The 22672-nt window shown below is 64.8% G+C and carries 20 protein-coding genes; 12 read left to right on the forward strand and 8 right to left on the reverse strand.

The features are described from left to right. Positions 1-3 precede the first annotated feature (3 nt). From PVE35_RS22215 to PVE35_RS22225, 3 genes are all read left to right on the forward strand, one after another. The gene (locus tag PVE35_RS22215; protein ID WP_277373002.1) at positions 4-741 is read left to right on the forward strand and encodes a ComF family protein; all 738 of its coding nucleotides are present in this window, start codon (positions 4-6) and stop codon (positions 739-741) included. A 55-nt stretch (positions 742-796) separates the two neighbouring features. Beyond that, positions 797-1561 (forward strand): TOBE domain-containing protein, encoded by a 765-nt coding sequence (locus tag PVE35_RS22220; protein WP_277373003.1) that lies wholly within the window; start codon positions 797-799, stop codon positions 1559-1561. A 147-nt stretch (positions 1562-1708) separates the two neighbouring features. Then, positions 1709-2683: a serine/threonine protein kinase gene (locus PVE35_RS22225; protein WP_277373004.1), complete on the forward strand. Its 975-nt coding sequence runs from the start codon at positions 1709-1711 to the stop codon at positions 2681-2683. On the opposite strand, the gene PVE35_RS22230 is transcribed toward PVE35_RS22225, so the two are convergent. Then, the gene (locus tag PVE35_RS22230; RefSeq protein ID WP_277373005.1) at positions 2680-3387 is read right to left on the reverse strand and encodes a 3'-5' exonuclease; all 708 of its coding nucleotides are present in this window, start codon (positions 3385-3387) and stop codon (positions 2680-2682) included. The genes PVE35_RS22225 and PVE35_RS22230 overlap by 4 nt on opposite strands. After that, entirely contained in the window at positions 3384-5315 is a 1932-nt protein-coding gene (locus PVE35_RS22235) for a putative nucleotidyltransferase substrate binding domain-containing protein (protein WP_268179253.1), read from the reverse strand. The genes PVE35_RS22230 and PVE35_RS22235 overlap by 4 nt, the downstream gene beginning before the upstream one ends. A 208-nt stretch (positions 5316-5523) precedes the next feature. Between PVE35_RS22235 and PVE35_RS22240 the strand changes: the two genes are divergently transcribed. Next, positions 5524-7587, forward strand: coding sequence for an LTA synthase family protein (locus tag PVE35_RS22240; protein ID WP_277373006.1), 2064 nt, complete (start codon positions 5524-5526; stop codon positions 7585-7587). Between the two features lie 951 nt (positions 7588-8538). On the opposite strand, the gene PVE35_RS22245 is transcribed toward PVE35_RS22240, so the two are convergent. Further along, entirely contained in the window at positions 8539-10716 is a 2178-nt protein-coding gene (locus PVE35_RS22245; RefSeq protein WP_277373007.1) for a malate synthase G, read from the reverse strand. A 296-nt stretch (positions 10717-11012) separates the two neighbouring features. Between PVE35_RS22245 and PVE35_RS22250 the strand changes: the two genes are divergently transcribed. The 8 genes from PVE35_RS22250 (at position 11013) to ureC (ending at position 16747) form a co-directional block, all read left to right on the forward strand. After that, the gene (locus PVE35_RS22250) at positions 11013-11480 is read left to right on the forward strand and encodes a GNAT family N-acetyltransferase (protein ID WP_277373008.1); all 468 of its coding nucleotides are present in this window, start codon (positions 11013-11015) and stop codon (positions 11478-11480) included. Between the two features lie 16 nt (positions 11481-11496). Then, positions 11497-12030 carry an ACT domain-containing protein gene (locus tag PVE35_RS22255; protein ID WP_277373009.1) on the forward strand — a complete coding sequence of 178 codons (534 nt, stop codon included), beginning with the start codon at positions 11497-11499 and terminating at the stop codon, positions 12028-12030. Positions 12031-12265: 235 nt separating this feature from the next. Next, positions 12266-13102 (forward strand): urease accessory protein UreD, encoded by an 837-nt coding sequence (locus tag PVE35_RS22260; protein ID WP_277373010.1) that lies wholly within the window; start codon positions 12266-12268, stop codon positions 13100-13102. A gap of 178 nt (positions 13103-13280) precedes the next feature. Continuing rightward, on the forward strand, positions 13281-13583 hold the full coding sequence (gene ureA / locus PVE35_RS22265; RefSeq protein ID WP_003246897.1) for an urease subunit gamma: 303 nt from the start codon (positions 13281-13283) through the stop codon (positions 13581-13583). 3 nt (positions 13584-13586) lie between these two features. Next, a complete protein-coding gene (locus PVE35_RS22270) occupies positions 13587-14096 on the forward strand; it encodes a GNAT family N-acetyltransferase (protein WP_277373011.1) in 510 nt (169 codons plus the stop codon). A gap of 13 nt (positions 14097-14109) precedes the next feature. Further along, on the forward strand, positions 14110-14634 hold the full coding sequence (locus PVE35_RS22275) for a GNAT family N-acetyltransferase (RefSeq protein ID WP_277374928.1): 525 nt from the start codon (positions 14110-14112) through the stop codon (positions 14632-14634). Next, positions 14631-14936, forward strand: coding sequence for an urease subunit beta (locus PVE35_RS22280; RefSeq protein ID WP_037005767.1), 306 nt, complete (start codon positions 14631-14633; stop codon positions 14934-14936). Before PVE35_RS22275 ends, PVE35_RS22280 begins: the two co-directional genes overlap by 4 nt. Before the next feature lie 110 nt (positions 14937-15046). Further along, positions 15047-16747: an urease subunit alpha gene (gene ureC, locus PVE35_RS22285; protein WP_277373012.1), complete on the forward strand. Its 1701-nt coding sequence runs from the start codon at positions 15047-15049 to the stop codon at positions 16745-16747. Between the two features lie 691 nt (positions 16748-17438). Here the strand turns inward: ureC and rarD are convergent. From rarD to PVE35_RS22310, 5 genes are all read right to left on the reverse strand, one after another. After that, positions 17439-18332, reverse strand: coding sequence for an EamA family transporter RarD (rarD, locus tag PVE35_RS22290; protein WP_277373013.1), 894 nt, complete (start codon positions 18330-18332; stop codon positions 17439-17441). Positions 18333-18486: 154 nt separating this feature from the next. Beyond that, complete coding sequence (locus PVE35_RS22295; RefSeq protein WP_268179265.1) at positions 18487-20145, reverse strand: cation acetate symporter; 1659 nt, start codon at positions 20143-20145, stop codon at positions 18487-18489. Then, positions 20142-20453: a DUF485 domain-containing protein gene (locus tag PVE35_RS22300; protein ID WP_268179266.1), complete on the reverse strand. Its 312-nt coding sequence runs from the start codon at positions 20451-20453 to the stop codon at positions 20142-20144. The genes PVE35_RS22295 and PVE35_RS22300 overlap by 4 nt, the downstream gene beginning before the upstream one ends. A gap of 155 nt (positions 20454-20608) precedes the next feature. Further along, a complete protein-coding gene (gene yegQ, locus PVE35_RS22305) occupies positions 20609-21916 on the reverse strand; it encodes a tRNA 5-hydroxyuridine modification protein YegQ (protein ID WP_277373014.1) in 1308 nt (435 codons plus the stop codon). Positions 21917-22121: 205 nt separating this feature from the next. Next, entirely contained in the window at positions 22122-22628 is a 507-nt protein-coding gene (locus PVE35_RS22310) for a hypothetical protein (protein ID WP_277373015.1), read from the reverse strand. Between the last annotated feature and the right edge of the window lie 44 nt (positions 22629-22672).

The following is a 22672-nucleotide window of genomic DNA, read 5'->3' on the forward strand; positions in this document are numbered from 1 at the left end:
AGCATGGCCCCACTGCGACTTTTCCCCCTGCAACGCCCCGCCTGGCTGGCGCCGCGCCGTCATTGCCAGCTCTGCGACGAAACCACCGATCATCCGCGCCATGACATCTGCACGGCCTGCGAGGCCGAGCTGCCCTGGCTTGGCAGCCACTGCCAGATCTGCGCGCTGCCATTGCCCGCTCAGGGCATGATCTGCGGCGCCTGCCAGAAGAAGCCACCCGCCTTCGCCCGTGTCGAGGCGCCCTGGCGCTACGCCTTCCCGGTGGACAACCTGATCACCCGCTTCAAGCATCAGGGGCAATGGCCCTTCGGCCGTCTGCTCGGCGAGCTGCTGGCCGAACACCTGCAGCATGCCTACGACGAGGGCCTGCCACGCCCACAGGCGCTACTGGCCGTGCCCTTGGCGCGCAGACGTGAACGCCAGCGTGGCTTCAACCAGGCGCGCATGCTCGCCGACTGGCTGGGCCGTGCCTTGCAGATTCCCGCGCCCGACGACTGGCTGGTGCGCACGCAGGACACACCCGCTCAGCAGGGCCTGGACGCCGCCACACGCAAACGCAACCTGCGCCAGGCCTTCCAGGTGGTCGACGCCGCGAAGATCGCAGGGCAACATCTGGCTCTGGTCGACGATGTGCTGACCACCGGCACCACGGCCAATACCCTCGCCCGCCTGCTGCTGCGCGCAGGTGCCGAGCGCGTGGATGTCTACTGCCTGGCGCGCACGCCGCCACCCGGAGACTGAACGAGCGCCAGCGATTGGGTATGCTTGTCGCCCACGCTTGCCGACTCCATCCGCCATGCCGCAGCTCGACCCTCTCGCGCAGATGCTCAACCGCCGCCCGCAGCGCCTGGCCCTGCTGGAACAGATCGCCAAGCAGGGCTCGATCACCCGCGCCGCCAAGGCCGCCGGGCTGAGCTACAAGGCCGCCTGGGACGCCATCGACGAGCTGAACAACCTGGCCGACCAGCCGCTGGTCAGCCGCAGCGTCGGCGGCAAGGGTGGCGGCGGCGCCAGCCTGACCCCGGCCGGTGCCCGCCTGCTGGCCCTGCACCAACGGCTGCAGGCCTTGCAAGCGCAATTGCTGCAGGCCGCCGAGGACGATGCCGACCTGCAACTGCTGGGGCGTCTGATGCTGCGTACCAGTGCGCGCAACCAACTGGCCGGGCGGGTAAGCGGCATCGAGGCCCAAGGCCACAACCACCTCATCGACATCGAACTGCCTGGCGGCCTGAGCCTGCGCGCGCAGATCACCCGCGGCAGTACCGAGCGCCTGCAACTGGCGATCGGCAGTAGCGTGGTGGCGTTGATCAAGGCCGGCTGGCTGGAGCTGCAGCCTGTGTCCTCTGCCGGCGTGGTGGCCGATAACTGCCTGGAAGGCCTGATCGAACAGATCATCCCGGCCAGCGACGGGCCCAGCGAAGTGCGTATCGCCCTGGCCAACGGCCAGACCCTCTGCGCCCAGGCCGAGGCCGAGCGCTTGCAGCGCCTGGGGCTGGCGGTCGGCACGGCGGTACGCGCGCAGTTCGCTGCCAGCCAGGTGCTGCTGGGTACGCAGTTGTAGCCCGGATGCAATCCGGGAGTCACCCCGGACAAAGCCCCGGATTGCATCCGGGCTACGGGCTGCGCTAGGTGGCGTGAATTTTCCGCGAAGCGAACCCGCGCCCCTGCCAAGCCGCTAGACTGTGCAGCCATGCCCAAGGAGCCCGCCATGAGCCATCCCTTCGCCACCCTCACCCCGGATCTGGTGCTCGATGCCGTGGAGAGCCTCGGCTATCTGAGCGATGCCCGCGTGCTGGCACTGAACAGCTACGAAAACCGCGTCTATCAGGTGGGCATCGAAGGGGAAACGCCACTGATCGCCAAGTTCTACCGCCCGGATCGCTGGAGCGATGCGGCCATACGCGAAGAGCATGCCTTCAGCCTGGAGCTGGCCGAGCACGAAGTGCCGGTGGTGGCGCCCCTGGTGCGCGATGGAGAGACGCTGTTCGAGCATGGCGGCTTCCGTTTCGCCCTGTTCCCGCGCCGCGGCGGGCGCGCGCCCGAGCCGGGTAACCTGGATCAGTTGTATCGCCTCGGCCAACTGCTCGGGCGCATGCATGCCATTGGTGCCAGCCGCCCCTTCATCCATCGCGAAACCCTGGGTGTGGACAACTTCGGTCACGCCGCCCTGGCCTCGCTGCTCGAGGGCAGTTTCGTGCCCAAGAGCCTGCTGCCAGCCTATTCCTCGGTGGCCCGCGACCTGCTGGCGCGCCTCGACCAGCTCTTCGCCAGCGTGCGTTACCAGCCCATTCGCCTGCACGGTGACTGCCACCCCGGCAACCTGCTGCACCGCGACGACGCCTTTCACATGGTCGACCTCGACGACTGCCGCATGGGCCCGGCGGTACAGGACTTGTGGATGATGCTGGCAGGCGAGCGCCATGAACGCCTCGGTCAGCTCGCCGAACTGGTGGACGGTTATCAGGAGTTCCACGATTTCGCCGCCCGCGAGCTGCCGCTGATCGAAGGCCTGCGCGCGCTGCGCCTGATGCATCATAGCGCCTGGATCGCCAAGCGCTGGGACGACCCGGCCTTCCCCCTGGCCTTCCCCTGGTTCGCGGGCGAACGTTACTGGGGCGACCAGATCCTCGCCTTGCGCGAGCAGTTGGCAGCGCTGGATGAGGAGCCGCTGCGCCTGTTCTAGAGCGACATGGCGTGCTGTCGGCGCCGCCGGCTGACAAGCTGACGCTCCAGCTCGACGAGGCTGTCGATGCCCTGGCGCCGTGCCTTGCTGAACAGCATCAGCGCCAGTTCGGCGGTGACCAGTGCATCGGCGCTGGCATGGTGACGCTGCTGCACCTGCAAGCCGAAGGCATCGACCCAGGCGTCCAGGCCGCGTAGCTGCGACGCGCTGTCGGGGCACAGTAGCGGGGCGATCTCGGCCACGTCGAAGAAATGATGCTGCAGGCGATAGTCCAGGCTCTGCTTGAGGGCCCGGGCCAGCATGCGCTGATCGAACCCGGCGTGAAATGCCAGCAGCGGGCTGTCGCCGACGAACTCCATGAACTCCAGCAGCGCCTGCGCCGGATCGACGCCACGTGCCACCTCGCTGGGAGCGATACCATGGATCAGGGTACTGACGCTGGCCTGGTGGTTCGGCCGGCACAGGGTGCACTCGAATTGCTCGGCGAAGTCGATGGCGCCGTTGTCGATCACCACCGCGCCGATGGCCAGCACCAGGTCGCGGCGCAGGTTCAGACCGGTGGTTTCCAGATCGAGGACGACGAAGCGCTGCTGGTGCAGCGGGCGCTCGTCCAGCGGCGCCGGTAGCGCCAGGGCCTGGCGACGCTCCAGTTGCTGCTGGGTCAGGGCCGGGCCACGGCCACTGAACCAGGTGAACCTGCTCATAGCTGATACCTCATGCTCAGGCTGCTCTGCAGGCGCTGCGCCTGGCGAAAGGACTCGCGCAGGATGCGCCGATCCAGCAGGTTGAGGCTGTCGGGATCGAGACGATTGGAGTAAGGCAGCTCGTCGCGCGCCTGCAACTGATGCTGCTGCATGCGCGTCTGCTGGATGAAATGATAGGCCTCCTCGAAGGCCGCGCCATCTTGCGCATCGATCACCCCGCGGCTGACCAGCACGCGCAGACGCTCCAGCGTACCGACGGCGCCGATGCCATTGGCCAGCGCCAGCAAGCGCGCACCGTCGACGAAGGGTGTCAGGCCCTGCACCTTGAGGTCGAGGGTGTCCTTGTCGGCCCCCGAGCGGGCCACCACGAAGTCGCGGAAGCGCCCCACCGGCGGGCGCTGGCGCAAGGCGTTCTCGGCCAGCATGCGCTGGAACAGACTGTTGCCGGCGACCCGCTCGAGCAGCTCGCTGCGCAGTTGCTCGCAGCCCTCGGCCGGCCCCCAGACGCTGCGCAGGTCGAAGTAGATCGACGACCGCAAAAGGTTTTCCGGCGTGGCCTCGCTGACGAAGCGGGCGAAGCGCCGCGACCATTCCTGGCGCGACAGGCACAGCTCGGGATTGCCGGCCATGATGTTGCCCTTGCACAGGGTGAAACCGCACTGCGCCAGACGCTGGTTGATCTCGGCAGCCAGCGGCAGCAGGCGCCCACGGATGGTGGCAGCTTCGGCAGCATCGGCGGCCTCGAAGAGAATGCCGTTGTCCTGGTCGGTATGCAGGGTCTGTTCGCGGCGACCTTCGCTGCCGAAGCACAGCCAGGTGAAGGGCACGCCGGGGTCGCCCAATTCCTCGAGGGTCAGCTCGATCACCCGGCATACGGTGTGGTCGTTGAGCAGGGTGACGATATGGGTGATCTGCGTCGAGCTGGCGCCGTGGGCGAGCATGCGATCGACCAGCAGGCGGATATCGCTGCGCAGTCCGGCCAGGGTTTCCAGCCTGCCGGCATGGCGGATGGTACGCGCCAGATGTACCAGATCGACCCGCTGCAGACTGAACAGATCACGCTCGGAGATCACCCCGCAGAGTTGCCCGTTCTCCACCAGGCAGACGTGGGCGATATGCCGTTCGGTCATGGCGATGGCGGCATCGAAGGCGCTGGCATCGGGCGGCAGATGGAAAGGCTCGGTGGTCATCAGCGCGCTGATCGGCTGTGCCAGGTCGACGCCATCGGCCACCACCCGACGCAGGTCGCGCAGGGTGAAGATGCCTTGCGGGCGACGCTGCGGGTCGAGCACCACGATGCTGCCGACATGCTGCTCGTGCATCAACCGCACGGCGTCGCGCAGCGAGGTGTCCGGGGCGCAGCCAATGGGTTGGCGCATGGCCAGTTCGCCCAGGCGGGTGTCCAGCGAGTATTGCGCGCCGAGGGTTTCCACGGCGCGCAACTGCACCTGCTGGTTGACCTGATCGAGCAGGCTGCTGACGCCGCGCAGGGCGAAGTCGCGCAGCGGGTTGGAAATGGCGAACAGCTTGACGAAGGCGTGCTTGGCCAGCAGCAGGCAGAAGGTGTCTTCGGCGGCCAGGTGCTCGGTACGGGTGGCCCGCTCGCCGATCAGCGCGGCCAGCGGAAAGCACTCGCCGGCGGTGATCTCGAAGGTGGTCTCGGTGCCGCGCCGCGCCGAGTGCGGGCGCTCGCCATGCACCCGCCCCTGCTTGACGATGTAGAAGTGCTCGACCGGGCCATCGCTGGGCTTGATGATCGAATCGCCCTCGGCATAGAAGCGTAGCTGGCAATGCTCGACCAGATACGCCAGGTGGGCGGTGTCCATCTGGTTGAAGGGGGGAAATTTCTGCAGGAACTCCATGGTGCCATGGATGTTCTGCAGCACCGCCGTTCTGCCCGCCTGGGCGAGCGTGTCCGCTTTGCTCATGGCGCGGTCTCATGATCTTGTTTGCCTGCATTGTGCCCGTTGTTCGGCCAAATGCCCATTGCACCTAAGTCGCAGCGCTCATCAAAGCGATGGAGTTGAATTATTTTGACGAAATTTTGACGTGCATTGCATCACACTGCGACTCTGGCGCCTCGCTCCTGCGCAGCGCGCCGGACGCAGATCTCATATCTCAGACCAAGGCCATTTCATGCAGTCACCCGCATCCACCGCCCACCCGACGGTGCAGGTCAGTATTGGCAGTCACCTGGCATTCATACTCGGCAGCGCGCTGTGCATGCTGCTGCTCTTCGCCCTGGCCCGTGCCGGCCTGCTGGCCTACAACCACGCGATGATCGGGCAGACGCCGCTGGCCAGCTTCGGCGAGGCCTTCTTCAATGGCGCTCGCTTCGACCTGCGCCTGATCGTCTACCTGTGCATTCCGCTGACCCTGTCGCTGTTCAGCCTGCGGGCCATGGCCGCGCGTCGCCTGCACGTTGCCTGGCTGACCGTCGCCACCAGTCTGTGCCTGCTGCTGGCGGTGGCGGAGCTGAACTTCTATCGCGAATTCCACCAGCGCCTGAATAGCCTGGTGTTCCAGTACATGCAGGAAGACCTCGGCACGGTGTCGAGCATGATCTGGCACGGCTTTCCGGTGCTGCGCCTGCTGCTGGGCTGGGCACTGGCCACTGTGCTGCTGGCCTGGTTGTTTCGGCGCATCGAGCAGGCAACTCGCGCCTCGGCTGAGTCGCTCGCGTCGCGCTGGTCGACGCGTATTGCAGTGTTCTTGGTGCTTCTGCTGGTCTGCGTGGCGACCGCGCGTGGCACCCTGCGTTCCGGTCCGCCGCTGCGCTGGGGCGATGCCTATACCACCGAATCGATGTTCGCCAACCACCTCGGCCTCAACGGCACGCTGACCCTGGTGAGCGCCGCCAGCTACTTCTTCTTCGATCAGGGCGACAACCGCTGGAAGGCGACGCTGCCTGAAGCCGAGGCGCTGCAGACGACGCGCAAGTTGCTGCTGACGCCGAACGACCGCCTGATCGATGCCGACCAGGCGGCGATCCGCCGTATCACCACGCCACCTGCCGCCGGGCGCCTGCCGCAGGTGCGCAACGTGGTGGTGATCCTCATGGAGAGCATGGCCGGCCGCTATATCGGTGCAATGGGCAATGCCGACGGCATCACGCCAAACTTCGACGCCCTGGCCAAGGAGGGCTTGCTGTTCCAGCATTTCTTCTCCAACGGCACCCATACCCACCAGGGCATGTTCGCCACCATGGCCTGCTTCCCCAACCTGCCTGGGTTCGAGTACCTGATGCGCATGCCCGAAGGTGGCCACCAGTTCTCCGGGCTGCCGCAGCAGCTCAGCGTGCGTGGCTATGACGACGTCTACGTCTACAACGGCAGCTTCTCCTGGGACAACCAGTCGGGTTTCTTCGGCAACCAGGGCATGCGCAACTTCGTCGGCCGTGAGGACTTCGTCGACCCGGTGTTCATCGACCCCACCTGGGGCGTGTCCGACCAGGACATGTTCGACCGCGCGACCACCGAGCTGGCGAGTCTCGACAAGAAGGGCAAACCGTTCTATGCGCTGCTGCAGACCTTGTCCAACCACACGCCTTACGCCCTGCCGGAGAACCTGCCGGTCGAGCGCGTCACCGGCCACGGCTCGCTGGACGAGCACCTGACCGCCATGCGCTATGCCGACTGGGCGCTCGGCCAGTTCTTCGCCAAGGCGCGCCAGGAGCCGTACTTCAAGGACACCCTGTTCGTGATCCTGGGCGATCACGGTTTTGGCAACGACGAGCAGATCACCGAGATGGATCTGTCACGTTTCAGCGTCCCGCTGCTGATGATCGGCCCTGGCGTGCAGGAAACCTTTGGCAGCAGCCGTGATGTCGTCGGCAGCCAGATCGACGTGGTGCCCACCATCATGGGCCGCCTTGGCGAGCCGACGCAGCAGCAATGCTGGGGACGTGACCTGCTGAGCCTTCCTGAAGGAGATGCTGGCGTGGCGGTGATCAAGCCTTCAGGTAGTGACCCGACCGTGGCACTGGTCAGTGGTGAGCACATCCTGATCAAGCCGCGTGATCGCGACGCGCAACTGTATCGTTACTGGCTGGGGCGTGAGGCTGGTGGCAAGGTGGTCGATGATCCGCAACTGCGCAGTGAGCTGGAACACAAGCTCTCGGCGTTCGAGCAGACGGCTACCGATAGCCTGATCAACAACACCACGGGGGCTCACCCGAAGCAGGTGCCGGGCAACCGGTGAGGGTTGGTTTTGGGTATCAGGGAGGTTCTGCGGAGTCTCTCTGATACTAGATTGGCGAGTTTGTGTTTTGGCTTGCCTTGGTGTACTTGCCGCCGCTCCGGTGTTTTCAGGTATTACGGGTTTCGCCCCTCGGCGACTGACTTTTCTTTGAAATGCGCAAAGAAAAGTAAGCAAAAGAAACGCACCCCCGCCATCCGGGTCTCGCTGCGCTCGACTCCCCTCACTCCGGCACCGCTCCGGGGTCGGCGTACATGGGCCATCCATGGCCCATTACGCCTCTCGCGGCATCCATGCCGCTCGCCCCCTGCGCAATGCCTACGTTCGGCCTCCTGAAGGGGGACTTTCGCGCGCCTGAAACTATCGGTTTGACTCGATGGCCACAGCGGCTCGCTGTAGCTCTTGCCAGAGCACTCCAGCTACATCTGAGTTACCACACGTTCAGGCGCGTGCAGAGCCCGCCCAGGAGGGCGAACGGAATCGCCGTGGAAGAGGTTGAGCGGCATGGATGCCGCGACGACTGCATGGATGCAGGAGGTAGAGCGACACAGGATGCCAAAGCCGAGAGCCGCGATGGGCCAGGGATGGCCCACCGCGGCGGGCCTCTGGAACGGCGATGGAGTGAGCGAACCCTGGCGCAGCAGGGCGGGGGCGCCTAGCTCGGATGATCGGGCGGAGGGTTTTGGTTACTTTTGCCCGTCAAAAGTGACTCGCCTGGGAAGGCGAAACCCAAGACATCAACAAAAACGCGGCAATTCGGAACAAACACCTAAAACACCAACACAGTATTGCCGGTTCGGTATCAAAAAATCAGGCGTAGGACTGATCGGAACGCCGCCCGCCCGTAGCGCCAGCGAACAGTCCGCCGAACCATACCAACGCCGGCACCACCACTCGCAATGATCCACCGCCCATAAAAAAACCGCCTCATCGAGGCGGTTTTTCGTTGACGGCTTACAGCCCGTTCTTGGCCTTGAACTCACGACGACGGCGGTGCAGCACCGGCTCGGTGTAACCGTTGGGCTGCTTGGTGCCTTCGAGCACCAGCTCCAGCGCGGCCTGGAAGGCGACGTTGTTGTCGAAGTCCGGGGCCATCGGGCGGTACAGCGGATCACCTGCGTTCTGCCGGTCGACCACCGGTGCCATGCGCTTGAGGCTTTCCACCACCTGCGCCTCGGTGACGATGCCGTGGCGCAGCCAGTTGGCCAGCAACTGACTGGAAATACGCAGGGTGGCGCGGTCTTCCATCAGGCCGACATCGTTGATGTCCGGCACCTTGGAGCAGCCGACACCCTGGTCGATCCAGCGCACCACGTAACCGAGGATGCCCTGAGCGTTGTTGTCCAGCTCGTTGCGGATCTCGTCCTGGCTCCAGTTGGTGTCCTTGGCCAGGGGGATGGTCAGGATGTCATCCACCGAGGCCGGGGTGCGCTTGGCCAGTTCGGCCTGGCGGGCGAACACGTCGACCTTGTGGTAGTGCAGCGCGTGCAGGGTGGCAGCAGTCGGCGACGGTACCCAGGCGGTGTTGGCACCGGACAGCGGGTGGGCGATCTTCTGCTCGAGCATGGCGGCCATCAGGTCGGGCATGGCCCACATGCCCTTGCCGATCTGCGCACGGCCCTGCAGGCCGGTGGCCAGGCCGACGTCGACGTTGTTGTTCTCGTAGGCACCGATCCAGGTTTCACTCTTCATAGCCGCCTTGCGCACCACGGCGCCGGCTTCCATGGAGGTGTGGATCTCGTCACCGGTGCGGTCGAGGAAGCCGGTGTTGATGAATACCACGCGCTCGGCGGCGGCCTTGATGCAGGCCTTGAGGTTGACCGTGGTGCGGCGCTCCTCGTCCATGATGCCGACCTTCAGGGTATTGCGCGGCAGGCCCAGCACGTCTTCGACGCGGGCGAAGATCTCGCTGGCGAAGGCCACTTCTTCCGGGCCGTGCATCTTCGGTTTGACGATGTAGACGCTGCCGGTACGGGTGTTCTTGCGGGTGGTGTTGCCATTGAGGTTGTGCACCGCAATCAGGCTGGTGAACAGCGCGTCCTGAATGCCTTCAGGAATCTCGTTGCCCTCGGCGTCGAGGATGGCCGGGTTGGTCATCAGGTGGCCGACGTTACGCACGAACAGCAGGGAGCGGCCGTGCAGGGTCAGCTCGGAACCGTCCGGGCGGGTGTAGACGCGATCCGGGTTCATGGTGCGGGTGAAGGTGGTGCCGCCCTTGGACACTTCCTCGGCCAGGTCGCCTTTCATCAGGCCCAGCCAGTTGCGGTAGACCACCACCTTGTCGTCGGCATCGACGGCGGCCACGGAGTCTTCGCAGTCCATGATGGTGGTCAGCGCGGCCTCCATCAGCACGTCCTTGACGCCGGCGGCGTCGGTGCTGCCGATAGGGCTGTTCGGGTCGATCTGGATCTCGAAGTGCAGGCCGTTGTGCTTGAGTAGCACGGCGATCGGCGCGCTGGCCTCGCCCTGGAAGCCGACCAGTTGCGCGTCGTCACGCAGGCCGCTGTTGCTGCCGCCCTTGAGGGCGACGATGAGCTTGCCGCCTTCGATGCGATAGCCGGTGGAATCGGCATGGGAGCCGGCCGCCAGCGGCGCGGCCTCATCGAGGAAGGCGCGGGCGAAGGCGATGACCTTGTCACCACGCACCTTGTTGTAGCCCTTGCCCTTCTCGGCGCCACCTTCCTCGCTGATCACGTCGGTGCCGTACAGGGCGTCGTACAGCGAGCCCCAGCGGGCGTTGGAGGCGTTCAGGGCGAAGCGCGCATTCATCACCGGCACCACCAGTTGCGGGCCAGCCAACTGGGCGATCTCTTCATCGACATTGGTGGTAGTGGCCTGGAAGTCGGCCGGCTCCGGCAGCAGGTAGCCGATTTCCTGCAGGAAGGCCTTGTAGGCAGCCGCGTCGTGGGCCTGGCCCTTGCGCGCCTGGTGCCAGGCGTCGATCTGCGCCTGCAGCTCGTCGCGTTTGGCCAGCAGAGCGCGGTTCTTCGGCGCCAGGTCACCGATCACGGCGGCGGCACCGCTCCAGAACTTGTCGGCAGCGATGCCGGTACCAGGAATGGCTTCGTTGTTCACGAAGTCGTACAGGGCTTTGGCGACCTGCAGGCCACCGACTTGAACGCGTTCAGTCATCACTTGCCTCATTCTCTAGAGCTTTACGATAGCCGCATCGGAGACGGCCTGGCCGTCTTGTAGTCCTTGGCGCGGCATACTACATCAAGATTTCGGGAAAATGCACCGGACGGGCGTCAGCCCGCGACCAAAGTTCCAATTCCAGTCACAGACATTATCCTGAACCCAGCAGGTCGCAGCATTGCAGCACATAAACCGTATTTTTGTATACAACTTAACATTTACCTTGCGAACAATAGCCTTGCTGCGTCCCCCTTGCGCCCGCCTATACTGCAACGACCCCGTTGGAGGATGCCATGCCCATCACCGCCGCGACCCAGACCGACCTGAGTGACCTCGTTCCCCTGTTCGCGGCCTACCTGCGCTTCTATGAGGTACCACGCAGTGCTGCGGATATCAGTGCCTTCCTCGGCGCCCGGCTGGCCCGGGGCGATGCGCAACTGTTCATTGCCCGTGACGAGAATGCCCAGGCGCAAGGTTTCGTCCAGCTCTACCCCTTCCACTCGTCCCTGGCGCTACGGCCGGCCTGGCTGCTCAGCGACCTGTACGTCGCGGAGCACGCGCGCCGTTGCGGCGTCGGCGAGGCGCTGATGAACGCTGCCCGCGCCCATGCCGAGGCGCACGGCGCCTGCGGCCTGCAACTGGAAACGGCGAAGACCAACCTCGCCGGGCAGCGCCTGTACGAGCGCCTGGGTTACATTCGGGACGAGCAGTTCTTTACCTACTGGCTGGCGCTTGACGGCCAGCCTACTGGAACCCTGTGAATTAGAGAGGCTGTACATGGATCATCTGGTACTGACAGTGATTGCCGAAGATAAACCGGGCCTGGTCGAACGCCTGTCCGGCTGCGTCGCTGCACACGGCGGCAACTGGCTGGAAAGCCGCATGGCACGCATGGCCGGGCAGTTCGCCGGGATCGTGCGGGTGGAGTTGCCGGCCGAGGCGCACGGCGGCCTGATCCGCGATCTGGAAGCCATGAGCGCGCAAGGCATCCGCGTGCAACTGGCGGCCAGCGCCAGCGAAACCGGCAGGCGTTTCAGTTCGATCCGCCTGGAGCTGGTGGGCAACGACCGCCCCGGCATCGTGCGCGACATCACCCGCGTGCTGGCCGAACAGGGGGTCAACCTGGAAAGCCTGCTCACCGAAGTGGCGCCCGCACCGATGAGCGGCGAGCTACTGTTCACCGCCGAGGCCCTGCTGGCGGTGCCCGAAACCTTGCCACTGGAGCAGTTGCAGGCGCACCTGGAAACCCTGGCCGATGACCTGATGGTGGAGTTGAACCTGCGCCAGGAGGAACACGGCCAGGGCCGATGACGCCCGGCTATCCACCACTTGCGTGGATCAAGCTGTGGATAAACTGGGGAGCCCCGGCGCATGCCCTAGGGCGCCGGGGCTTTTCGCTCACTGAACAAAAAACCAACAGGATCAATGAGTTGCACCTTCTGCAAGGCGTACCTGCAGGCAGTGCATCACCCGCGCACCGATTTGGTTCGGGGCACGCCTCTTGCTTGCCCACTCCCTCAATGACCCTGTGGAACCCTGCCCTCTCATGAATCTGCCTGCCGCCCTGTTCACGCCGAGCTGGCCCGCCGAGCTGGAACTGGCCTACGCACGCCACGGCGAGCGCACCACTCCAGTGCACAGGCGCCATCTTGGCCCTCTTAGAGTGCAGAAACACCTGTACGCAGAAGGGCCACAGGTCTGCCAGCACATCATTGTCCACCCGCCTGGCGGTATCGCCGGGGGTGACCGCCTGGACATCTCGGCCCATGCCGGCGAAGGCACCTGGGTACAGCTCACCAGCCCTGGCGCTGCCAAGTGGTACCGCGCTGCCGGTGTCGCGCATCAGGATCTGCGCCTGCGCGTCGACGCTGGCGCCACCCTGGAATGGCTGCCGCAGGAAACCATCGTCTATGCCGGCGCCCAGGCCGAACTGCATACGCAGATCGAGCTGCACGGCGACGCGCGCCTGCTGTACTGGGACATCATCGCCCTGGGCCGCCCGGCTGCCGATGAGCGTTTCAACCAGGGCCACTTCCAGGCCGCGCTGGATATCCGCCGCGACGGCAAGCTGCTGTGGCACGAACGCCAGCGCGTGAGCGGCGGCGACGGCCTGCTGGATTCGCCCATCGGCCTCGACGGCCAGCCGGTGTTCGCCACCCTGCTGGTCAGCGGTGAGGTGGACAGCGACCTGCAGGAACGCTGCCGCGAGCTGAAGATCGACGGCGTGCGCGGCGATCTCAGCCAGCTCTCGGGCCTGCTGGTCGCCCGTTGCCTGGCCAGCGAAGCGCTCAAGGCGCGTGCCTGGCTGATCGAACTCTGGAGCCTGCTGCGCCCGGCGCTGCTGGGGCGCGAAGCGGTGCCGCCACGAATCTGGAGCACATGAGCACAACGAACATGTAGGAGCCGGCTTGCCGGCGATCAGCACAAGGCCTAATCGCCGGCAAGCCGGCTTCTACGCATTACCCCCGCATGCGTGCAACGGGTACAACCCGTTCCACCCGGCGGCCGAAACGACACCGCGGACAAGGCATTCCCTTGCCCGCCGCACCACTGGAGCCGTCATGGATTTATCGCCAAGAGAAAAAGACAAACTGCTTATCTTTACCGCCGGCCTGGTGGCCGAACGCCGCCTGGCGCGCGGGGTGAAGCTGAACTACCCGGAGGCCATGGCCTATATCTCCGCCGCCCTGCTCGAAGGCGCCCGTGACGGCCAGACCGTGGCCGAGCTGATGCACTTCGGCACCACCCTGCTGAGCCGTGAGCAGGTGATGGAGGGCGTGCCGGAGATGATCCCGGAAATCCAGATCGAGGCCACCTTCCCCGACGGCACCAAGCTGGTGACCGTCCACCAACCGATCGCCTAAGCCATGAACCACGCCATAGCCGACGCCTGCGAAGCCGATCTACCCGGCATCCTGGCCATCTACAACGACGCGGTGGAGTTCACCACGGCGATCTGGAACGAGACCCTGGTGAATCTGGCCAACCGCCGCGCCTGGCTGGCCGAGCGCACGGCAGCGGGCTTTCCCGTGCTGGTGGCGCGTGATGCCGCTGGCGAGGTGCTCGGCTATGCCAGCTATGGCGCCTGGCGCCCGCACGACGGCTACAAGCACACCGTGGAACATTCGGTCTACGTGCGTGCCGATCAGCGCGGCCAGGGCCTGGGGCCAGTGCTGATGCAGGCGCTGATCGAACGAGCCAGATCGGCAGAACTGCATGTGATGGTGGGGGCCATCGAGTCGGAGAACACCGCCTCGATCCGCCTGCACCAGCGCCTCGGGTTCGTCACCAGCGGGCAGATGCCACAGGTCGGCCGCAAGTTCGGTCGCTGGCTGGATCTGACCTTTATGCAATTGATCCTCGACGCCAGGGAGTGACCTCGTGGACGTGATGCTGCAACGCCTCGACAGCTCCGGCTTGGCCACCTACCGACAGGGCCTGATCGCCCTGCTGCTCGATGCAGTCGATCACGGCGCCTCGGTAGGTTTTCTCGCCGACCTCGACGCCCAGGGCGCCCATGCCTATTTCGCTCAGGTAGAGGCGGCGCTACTGGAGGGTTCACTGCTGCTCTGGATCGCACACGAACGCGGTGAGGTATTGGGCAGCGTGCAACTCTGCTTGTGCCAGAAGCCCAATGGCCTGAACCGTGCGGAAATCCAGAAGCTGCTGGTGCTGAGCGAAGCACGCCGGCGCGGTATCGCCCGCCTGTTGATGCAAGCCGTCGAGCAGGAAGCCGCGAGCCGCAAGCGCGGCCTGCTCTACCTCGACACCGAAGCTGGCAGCGACGCGGAACAGCTCTATCGCCACCTTGGCTACCAGTGCATCGGTGGCCTACCCGACTACGCCTGCGGCCCGGACGGTATCTATCGGGCCAATGCCATCTACTACAAGACGCTTGCGAGGCCTGAACCATGATTCCTGGCGAATACCAGATTGCCGACGGCGAGATAGAACTCAATGCCGGTCGCCGCACCCTGACCCTCTCCGTGGCCAACAGCGGCGACCGGCCGATCCAGGTCGGCTCGCACTACCACTTCTTCGAGACCAACGACGCCCTGCTGTTCGACCGCGCCGCCGCGCGCGGCATGCGCCTGAACATCCCCGCTGGCACTGCCGTGCGCTTCGAGCCCGGGCAGAGCCGTGAAGTGGAACTGGTCGACCTGGCCGGCGCGCGCCGCGTATTCGGCTTCGCCGGCCGGGTCATGGGGGCGCTTTAAGCGCAGCCACAAGCTACAAGCCTCAAGCTGCAAGCAAGAGCAGCTCGGCTTTCGTTTTTACTTGCGGCTTGCAGCTTGTAGCTTGCAGCCCGATTTCCGAGGATCGAGGAATGAAGATTTCCCGCCAAGCCTACGCCGACATGTTCGGCCCCACCGTCGGCGACAAGGTGCGCCTGGCCGATACCGACCTGTGGATCGAAGTGGAGAAGGACTTCACCACCTATGGCGAAGAAGTGAAATTCGGCGGCGGCAAGGTGATCCGCGACGGCATGGGCCAGGGTCAACTCTGCGCCGCCGAGGTGGTCGATACCCTGATCACCAATGCGCTGATCATCGACCACTGGGGCATCGTCAAGGCCGATGTCGGCCTCAAGGACGGGCGCATCAAAGCCATCGGCAAGGCCGGCAACCCGGATATCCAGCCTGATGTCACGATTGCGATTGGCGCCAGCACCGAGGTGATCGCCGGCGAGGGCATGATCCTCACCGCCGGCGGCATCGACACCCATATCCACTTCATCTGCCCGCAGCAGATCGAAGAGGCGCTGATGAGCGGGGTGACCACCATGATCGGCGGCGGCACCGGGCCAGCCACCGGCACCAACGCCACCACCTGCACCTCCGGGCCCTGGCACATGGCGCGCATGCTCCAGGCCGCCGATGCCTTCCCGATGAACCTGGGCTTCACCGGCAAGGGCAACGCCTCGCTGCCCGAGCCCCTGATCGAACAGGTGAAAGCTGGCGCCATCGGCCTCAAGCTGCACGAGGACTGGGGCACCACCCCGGCGGCCATCGACAACTGCCTGTCGGTCGCCGACCAGTACGACGTGCAGGTGGCGATCCACACCGACACCCTGAACGAGTCCGGCTTCGTCGAAACCACCCTCGGCGCCTTCAAGGGCCGCACCATCCACACCTACCATACCGAGGGGGCCGGCGGCGGCCATGCCCCGGATATCATCAAGGCGTGTGGGTTCCCGAATGTGCTGCCCAGCTCCACCAACCCGACCCGGCCTTTCACCCGCAACACCATCGACGAGCACCTAGACATGCTCATGGTCTGCCACCACCTCGACCCGAGCATCGCCGAGGACGTGGCCTTCGCCGAAAGCCGTATCCGCCGCGAGACCATCGCCGCAGAGGATATCCTCCACGACCTCGGCGCCTTCTCCATGATCAGCTCCGACAGCCAGGCCATGGGCCGTGTCGGTGAGGTGATCACCCGCACCTGGCAGACCGCCGACAAGATGAAGAAACAGCGCGGTGCCCTGCCCGAGGACGCCCCCGGCAACGACAACTTCCGAGTCAAGCGCTATATCGCCAAATACAGCATCAACCCCGCCATCACCCATGGCATCAGCCATGAAGTGGGTTCGATCGAAGTGGGCAAGTGGGCCGACCTGGTGCTCTGGCGCCCGGCCTTCTTCGGCGTGAAGCCGACGCTGATCCTCAAGGGCGGGGCCATCGCCGCCAGCCTGATGGGCGATGCCAACGCCTCGATCCCCACGCCGCAGCCAGTGCATTACCGGCCGATGTTCGCCAGCTACGCCGGCAGCCGCCATGCCACCAGCATCACCTTCATCAGCCAGGCGGCGTTCGATGCCGGCGTGCCCGAGCAGCTCGGTCTGCAGAAGAAGATCGGCGTGGTCAAGGGTTGCCGCGAGGTGCAGAAGACCGACCTGATCCATAACGGCTACCTGCCGAATATCGAGGTGGATGCGCAGAACTATCAGGTCAAAGCCGATGGCCAGTTGCTCTGGTGCGAACCGGCCGAGGTGCTGCCGATGGCGCAGCGGTATTTCCTGTTCTGATCATGCTGGCTCGCCTACCGGGCAGGCGAGCCGGGGGTTTCGCATCTTATTGGTTGGCACCGGACTGGTGAGTTTGTGTGTTGGCTCGTTGAGTGTTTTGGACGCCGCCTCGGTGTTTTCAGAGACTCCGGGTTTCGCCCCCTCGGGCCCTGAACGAGTGGGCATTCCATAGGTTGCTCAGCGTGTTCTAGTGCCTGTGAAATCGCATATGGGTCGTCGAGTTAAACCAAAACTTTCATTCGTGCGGTTGCTCTTCGGTCAGCCCCTAGGCTGACCTTATATTCAAGCAGACAGAGTCCCAAAGAGTTACCGGAGGTTCAGGCGCGTGCAGAGCCCGCCCAGGAGGGCGAACGGAATCGTCGTGGAAGAGGTTGAGCGGCATGGATGCCGCGAAAGCCGCGATGGCCCACCGCGGCGGGCCTCTGGAGCGACGATGGAGTGAAACGTAGCGAAGCGGAGTAACAGCCGAAGGCTGGCCCGAAGGGCGAGCGAAGCGAGTAACGAACCCTGGCGCAGCCAGGGCCGGATGACCGGGCGGAGGGTTTTGGTTACTTTTGCCCTACAAAAGTGACTCGCCCGGGAGGGCGAAACCAAAAACATCAGCAAAAATGCGGCAATTCGGAACAAGCCCCCCATAAAAACGACAACCGTATTGCCAATCCGGTCTAAAACCACCAAGCCCCCCAGCAATTCACACCACCACACGCCGGCGCGAATTAATCCAGATATCCAGGCTATAGACCACCAACCCCGCCCAGATGCAGGCGAACGCCATCAGCCTGGCCGGATCGAGGCGCTCGCCGAACAGCAGCACCGCCTGCAACATCACCAGAGTCGGGGCGATGTACTGCAGAAAGCCCAGAGTGGTGTACGGCAGGTGCCGCGCAGCGGCGTTGAAGCACACCAACGGGATCAGGGTGATGGGCCCCGCCAGGGCCAGCAGCAGCACCTCGCCGCTGCTCCAGAAGCCGGCCTGGCCACTCATCGCCGCCGGGTGCAGGGCCAGCCAGATCAGAGCCACCGGCAGCAGCAGCCAGGTTTCCACCACCAATCCAGGCAAGGCCGCCACCGGCGCCTGCTTGCGAATCAGCCCGTAGAAGCCGAAGGTCAGCGCCAGCGCCAGCGACACCCAGGGCAGGCTGCCCACCTGCCATACCTGCTGCAGCACGCCCAGCGCCGCCAACCCCACAGCCAACCACTGCAGACGACGCAGACGCTCGCCGAGGATGAGCAAGCCAAGCAGCACGTTGACCAGCGGGTTGATGTAGTAGCCCAGGCTGGCTTCGAGCATGCGGTCGTTGTTCACCGCCCAGACGTAGATCAGCCAGTTGCTGGCGATCAGCAGGCCGCACCCGGCCAGCACCAGCAGGCGCCTGGGATGCTCACGCAGTTCGCGCCACCAGCCCGGATGCTTCCATACGGCCAGCAACAGCGCACCGAACAACGCAGACCAGAGTGCGCGGTGAACGATGATCTCCAATGCCGGAACGGCCTGCAGGGCCTTGAAGTAGAGAGGGAACAGCCCCCAGATGATGTAGGCGGTCAGGCCCAGCAGATACCCGCGCTGCGGGTTGACGGTGGTCATCACGAATCCTTGCAACGAACGACGAGCGCCGAATTCTAGTCCGCAAAGGCCGTGGCTGTCTGGTCATCTGGGGAGCGCGTGCATCGCTGCCGAGAGGCCAGCATGAAAAAGGGCAATCCAAGGATTGCCCTTTTGCTGACACCTGACCGGGTCGTCAGTGCGATACGGCACCGCTGGCACCCAGGCCGGTCTGCGAGCGGACGAACTGCGGCAGGAAGCGGGCGCGCTCCTCGCCAGCCGCTGCCGAGCTGTCGGTGATGGAGAAGAACCAGACCCCGATGAAGGCCACGGCCATGGAGAACAGCGCCGGGTACTCGTAGGGGAAGATGGCCTTCTCGAAGCCCAGCACCTGCACCCACACGGTCGGGCCAAGGATCATCAGCGTCACTGCGGTGACCAGGCCCAGCCAGCCGCCGATCATGGCGCCACGGGTGGTCAGGTTCTTCCAGTACATGGAAAGGAACAGCACCGGGAAGTTGCAACTGGCGGCGATGGAGAAGGCCAGGCCCACCATGAAGGCGATGTTCTGCTTCTCGAACAGGATGCCCAGGCCGATGGCCAGCACACCCAGGGCCACGGTGGTGATCTTCGACACGCGCAGCTCGTCACGCTCGTTGGCCTTGCCCTTCTTGATCACGCTGGCGTACAGGTCGTGGGACACCGCCGAGGCGCCAGCCAGGGTCAGGCCGGCGACCACCGCGAGGATGGTGGCGAAGGCCACGGCCGAGATGAAGCCGAGGAAGATGCTGCCGCCCACGGCGTTGGCCAGGTGCACCGCGGCCATGTTGTTGCCGCCCAGCAGTGCGCCGCTGGCATCCTTGAAAGCCGGGTTGGTGCTGACCAGCAGGATCGCGCCGAAGCCGATGATGAAGGTCAGGATGTAGAAGTAGCCGATGAAACCGGTGGCGAAGAACACCGACTTGCGCGCTTCCTTGGCGTCACCGACGGTGAAGAAGCGCATCAGGATATGCGGCAGGCCAGCGGTACCGAACATCAGCGCCAGGCCCAGGGAGATGGCCGAGATCGGATCCTTCACCAGGCCGCCCGGGCTCATGATCGCCTCGCCCTTGGGGTGCACCTTGATCGCTTCGCTGAACAGCGTGGCGAAGTCGAAGTTGACGTGCTTCATCACCATCAGCGCCATGAACGAGGCACCGGACAGCAGCAGCACGGCCTTGATGATCTGCACCCAGGTGGTGGCCAGCATGCCGCCGAACAGCACGTAGCAGACCATCAGGATGCCCACCAGCACGACGGCCACGTGGTAGTTGAGGCCGAACAGCAGTTCGATCAGCTTGCCGGCACCAACCATCTGCGCGATCAGGTAGAAGGCCACCACCACCAGCGAACCACTGGCCGACAGGGTGCGGATTTCCTTCTGTTTGAGGCGGTAGGAAGCGACGTCGGCGAAGGTGTACTTGCCGAGGTTGCGCAGGCGCTCGGCGATCAGGAACAGGATCACCGGCCAGCCGACCAGGAAGCCGATCGAGTAGATCAGGCCGTCATAGCCGCTGCTGAACACCAGCGCGGAAATGCCCAGGAAGGACGCCGCCGACATGTAGTCGCCGGCAATCGCCAGGCCGTTCTGGAAGCCGGTGATGCTGCCGCCGGCGGTGTAGAAATCCGAGGCCGACTGGCTGCGCTTGGAGGCCCAGTAGGTGATGTACAGGGTGGCGCCGACGAAGGCGACGAACATGGTGATGGCTGAAACGTTCAGGGGCTGACGCTGAACCTCACCCTCCAGGGCGCCAGCGGCCCACAGGGCAGGACTGATAAGCAGCAGGGCGAAGATGCCGAGAAGACGGGCGATCATTTCTGCACCTCATCCAGGATGACCTTGTTCAGCGCGTCGAACTCGCCGTTGGCACGGTAGACGTAAACACCGGTGAGCACGAAGGCCGACAGGATCAGGCCCACACCCAGCGGGATGCCCCAGGTGGTGGGCGAGCCTTCGCTGATGCGCGTGCCGAGCAGTTGCGGATCGAAGGCGATCAACAGGATGAAGGCCACATAAAGGCCCAGCATGATCGCCGACAGCGTCCAGGCGAAACGGTCACGCTTGGCCACCAGGTTCTTGAAATGCGGATTCGCCTGAATCCGCGCGTAGCTATCGTCGTGCATCTTGTTCTTATCCTCACGAGAGGGGGCTGGTGGCTCTACTCTAGATCCGCCCCTGGCGCACGACAGACGACCTTAGTAGTACATCAGCGCCTCTAACACGCGCCATCCAGCGTTTCCGCCCCTCCCCTGCCGCGCTCTACGACCAAGGTCGGGGGTTAGAGATCGCGCAGCAGCAACCCATGGCCGAGGTCGACACCCGCTGCAACCGGCAGGTACACCCGATGCCCGTCACCGGGCGCTACCGCGATGCGCTCGCCGGAACGGTTCTCCAGGTATTCGAGCGAGAAGCGCAGATTGCCTTGTGGGGTCATCAGCTCGATGCCGTCGCCCACCTCGAAGCGGTTCTTCACCAGCACTTCGGCCAGCTCGCCACGGCGCTCACCGGTCAGCTCACCGACGAACTGCTGGCGCTCGGCGAGGGAGTTGCCGCGCTGGTAGTTCTGGTATTCGTCGTGCACGTGGCGGCGCAGGAAGCCCTCGGTGTAACCACGGTTGGCCAGGGACTCGAGGTCATGCATCAGGCTTCTGTCGAAGGGGCGCCCGGCCACGGCGTCGTCGATGGCGCGGCGGTAGGCCTGGGCGGTGCGCGCGCAGTAGAAGTGGCTCTTGGTGCGCCCTTCGATCTTCAGCGAGTGCACGCCCATGGCCACCAGGCGCGGCACGTGCTGCACCGCGCGCAGATCCTTGGAGTTCATGATGTAGGTGCCGTGCTCGTCCTCGAAGGCGGCCATCTGCTCGCCGGGGCGGCTCGCCTCCTCCAGCAGGAAGGCCTGGCCGGTGGGCGCACCCTGGCCCAGGGTCGGCTCGACGAGCTGGACGATATCGCCGCTTTCGTTCTCGGCAGCCGGGCTGGCCTGGTACTGCCAGCGACAGGCGTTGGTGCAGGTGCCCTGGTTGGGGTCGCGGCGGTTGATGTAGCCCGACAGCAGGCAACGTCCGGAATAGGCCATGCACAACGCCCCATGGACGAACACCTCCAGCTCGATGCCGGGCACTGCCTGGCGAATCTCCTCGATCTCTTCCAGCGCCAGCTCGCGGGAGAGGATCACCCGGCTCAGCCCCTGGCGCCGCCAGAACTCGACACTGGCCCAGTTCACCGCGTTGGCCTGCACCGACAGGTGGATGGCCATGTGCGGAAAGTGCTCTCGCACCAGCATGATCAGGCCGGGATCGGACATGATCAATGCGTTCGGCGCCATCGCCACCACTGGCTCGAGATCCTTGAGGAAGGTCTTCAGCTTGGCGTTGTGCGGGGCGATGTTGACCACCACGTAGAACTGCTTGCCCTGAGCGTGCGCTTCGGCAATGCCGATGGCCAGGTTGGCGTGATCGAACTCGTTGTTGCGCACCCGCAGGCTGTAGCGCGGCTGACCGGCATACACCGCATCGGCGCCGTAGGCGAAGGCATAACGCATGTTCTTGAGGCTGCCGGCCGGCGACAGCAGTTCGGGAAAACGGGGCATGACCGCAAGCTCGGGAATCTGGGGGGCTGGCGATTCTAGAGAGCGGCACGACGCCGGCATTGATCTGGGTCTATCGATGCGCGGAAAAGCGCCCGAGTGAACGCCGTGGTGGTGCGCACAGCGCACCCTACGCAAGATCCGGCGTGAAAGGCCCCCGTAGGGTGCGCCGTGCGCACCGATGCCGCCACGTCAGCGCAAGAGAACTCTAGCGACAAACCTGGCGATAGAGCACCTCGTCCTTGCCGATACGCTTGAGCTGCGCCAGTACAGGTTGCTGCTGGGCATCCAGCGGCAGCAGTTCACCCGTCTGGCAGTTGAGCAGATGGGCCTGGTGCGAGACATGGTCGATGTGCTGCTTCTCGAAGCGGTAGAGCATGAATTCGGCCACCTGCGCGTCACCTACCTGGCGGCGCACCACGCTCTTGCTATCGAGCACGGTAAAGGCCGTGGTGATCGGCATGAAGTAGCTCCACGGGCGCCAGAACACATGGCCGGCCTCGCTGGCCACCACCACCGATTCGGGCGGCTGGCGCTCAAGCTGGTGCTCGAACCAGGAATACTCGTAGACGATCTGGTAGCCCAACATGCCGAGGCCGCCGAACAGCGGAACGATCCATCTCGGCAATCGGTTGCCGGTGAGTTTGCGCAACAGCAGAGCCACACCGGCAGCGCCGAGCCCCGCTACCACGATGGCGAGCAAAGTCCACAACATAAGACTGTTCCTGAAAGAAGACGGGCCTCCACTGGAGGCCCGCC

The organism is Pseudomonas sp. AA-38 (assembly GCF_029457475.1).
Taxonomy (GTDB): Bacteria; Pseudomonadota; Gammaproteobacteria; order Pseudomonadales; family Pseudomonadaceae; genus Aquipseudomonas.

Bases quoted from the DNA above. Each gene is read 5' to 3' on its own strand.
- PVE35_RS22225 (WP_277373004.1), top strand. From the start codon at position 1,709: ATGAGCCATCCCTTCGCCACCCTCACCCCGGATCTGGTGCTCGATGCC.
- PVE35_RS22250 (WP_277373008.1), top strand. From the start codon at position 11,013: ATGCCCATCACCGCCGCGACCCAGACCGACCTGAGTGACCTCGTTCCC.
- yegQ (WP_277373014.1), bottom strand. From the start codon at position 21,916: ATGCCCCGTTTTCCCGAACTGCTGTCGCCGGCCGGCAGCCTCAAGAAC.
- rarD (WP_277373013.1), bottom strand. From the start codon at position 18,332: ATGACCACCGTCAACCCGCAGCGCGGGTATCTGCTGGGCCTGACCGCC.
- PVE35_RS22270 (WP_277373011.1), top strand. From the start codon at position 13,587: ATGAACCACGCCATAGCCGACGCCTGCGAAGCCGATCTACCCGGCATC.
- PVE35_RS22260 (WP_277373010.1), top strand. From the start codon at position 12,266: ATGAATCTGCCTGCCGCCCTGTTCACGCCGAGCTGGCCCGCCGAGCTG.
- PVE35_RS22280 (WP_037005767.1), top strand. From the start codon at position 14,631: ATGATTCCTGGCGAATACCAGATTGCCGACGGCGAGATAGAACTCAAT.
- PVE35_RS22295 (WP_268179265.1), bottom strand. From the start codon at position 20,145: ATGATCGCCCGTCTTCTCGGCATCTTCGCCCTGCTGCTTATCAGTCCT.
- PVE35_RS22275 (WP_277374928.1), top strand. From the start codon at position 14,110: ATGCTGCAACGCCTCGACAGCTCCGGCTTGGCCACCTACCGACAGGGC.
- PVE35_RS22255 (WP_277373009.1), top strand. From the start codon at position 11,497: ATGGATCATCTGGTACTGACAGTGATTGCCGAAGATAAACCGGGCCTG.
- ureA (WP_003246897.1), top strand. From the start codon at position 13,281: ATGGATTTATCGCCAAGAGAAAAAGACAAACTGCTTATCTTTACCGCC.
- PVE35_RS22235 (WP_268179253.1), bottom strand. From the start codon at position 5,315: ATGAGCAAAGCGGACACGCTCGCCCAGGCGGGCAGAACGGCGGTGCTG.
- PVE35_RS22240 (WP_277373006.1), top strand. From the start codon at position 5,524: ATGCAGTCACCCGCATCCACCGCCCACCCGACGGTGCAGGTCAGTATT.
- PVE35_RS22215 (WP_277373002.1), top strand. From the start codon at position 4: ATGGCCCCACTGCGACTTTTCCCCCTGCAACGCCCCGCCTGGCTGGCG.
- ureC (WP_277373012.1), top strand. From the start codon at position 15,047: ATGAAGATTTCCCGCCAAGCCTACGCCGACATGTTCGGCCCCACCGTC.
- PVE35_RS22300 (WP_268179266.1), bottom strand. From the start codon at position 20,453: ATGCACGACGATAGCTACGCGCGGATTCAGGCGAATCCGCATTTCAAG.
- PVE35_RS22220 (WP_277373003.1), top strand. From the start codon at position 797: ATGCCGCAGCTCGACCCTCTCGCGCAGATGCTCAACCGCCGCCCGCAG.
- PVE35_RS22310 (WP_277373015.1), bottom strand. From the start codon at position 22,628: ATGTTGTGGACTTTGCTCGCCATCGTGGTAGCGGGGCTCGGCGCTGCC.
- PVE35_RS22245 (WP_277373007.1), bottom strand. From the start codon at position 10,716: ATGACTGAACGCGTTCAAGTCGGTGGCCTGCAGGTCGCCAAAGCCCTG.
- PVE35_RS22230 (WP_277373005.1), bottom strand. From the start codon at position 3,387: ATGAGCAGGTTCACCTGGTTCAGTGGCCGTGGCCCGGCCCTGACCCAG.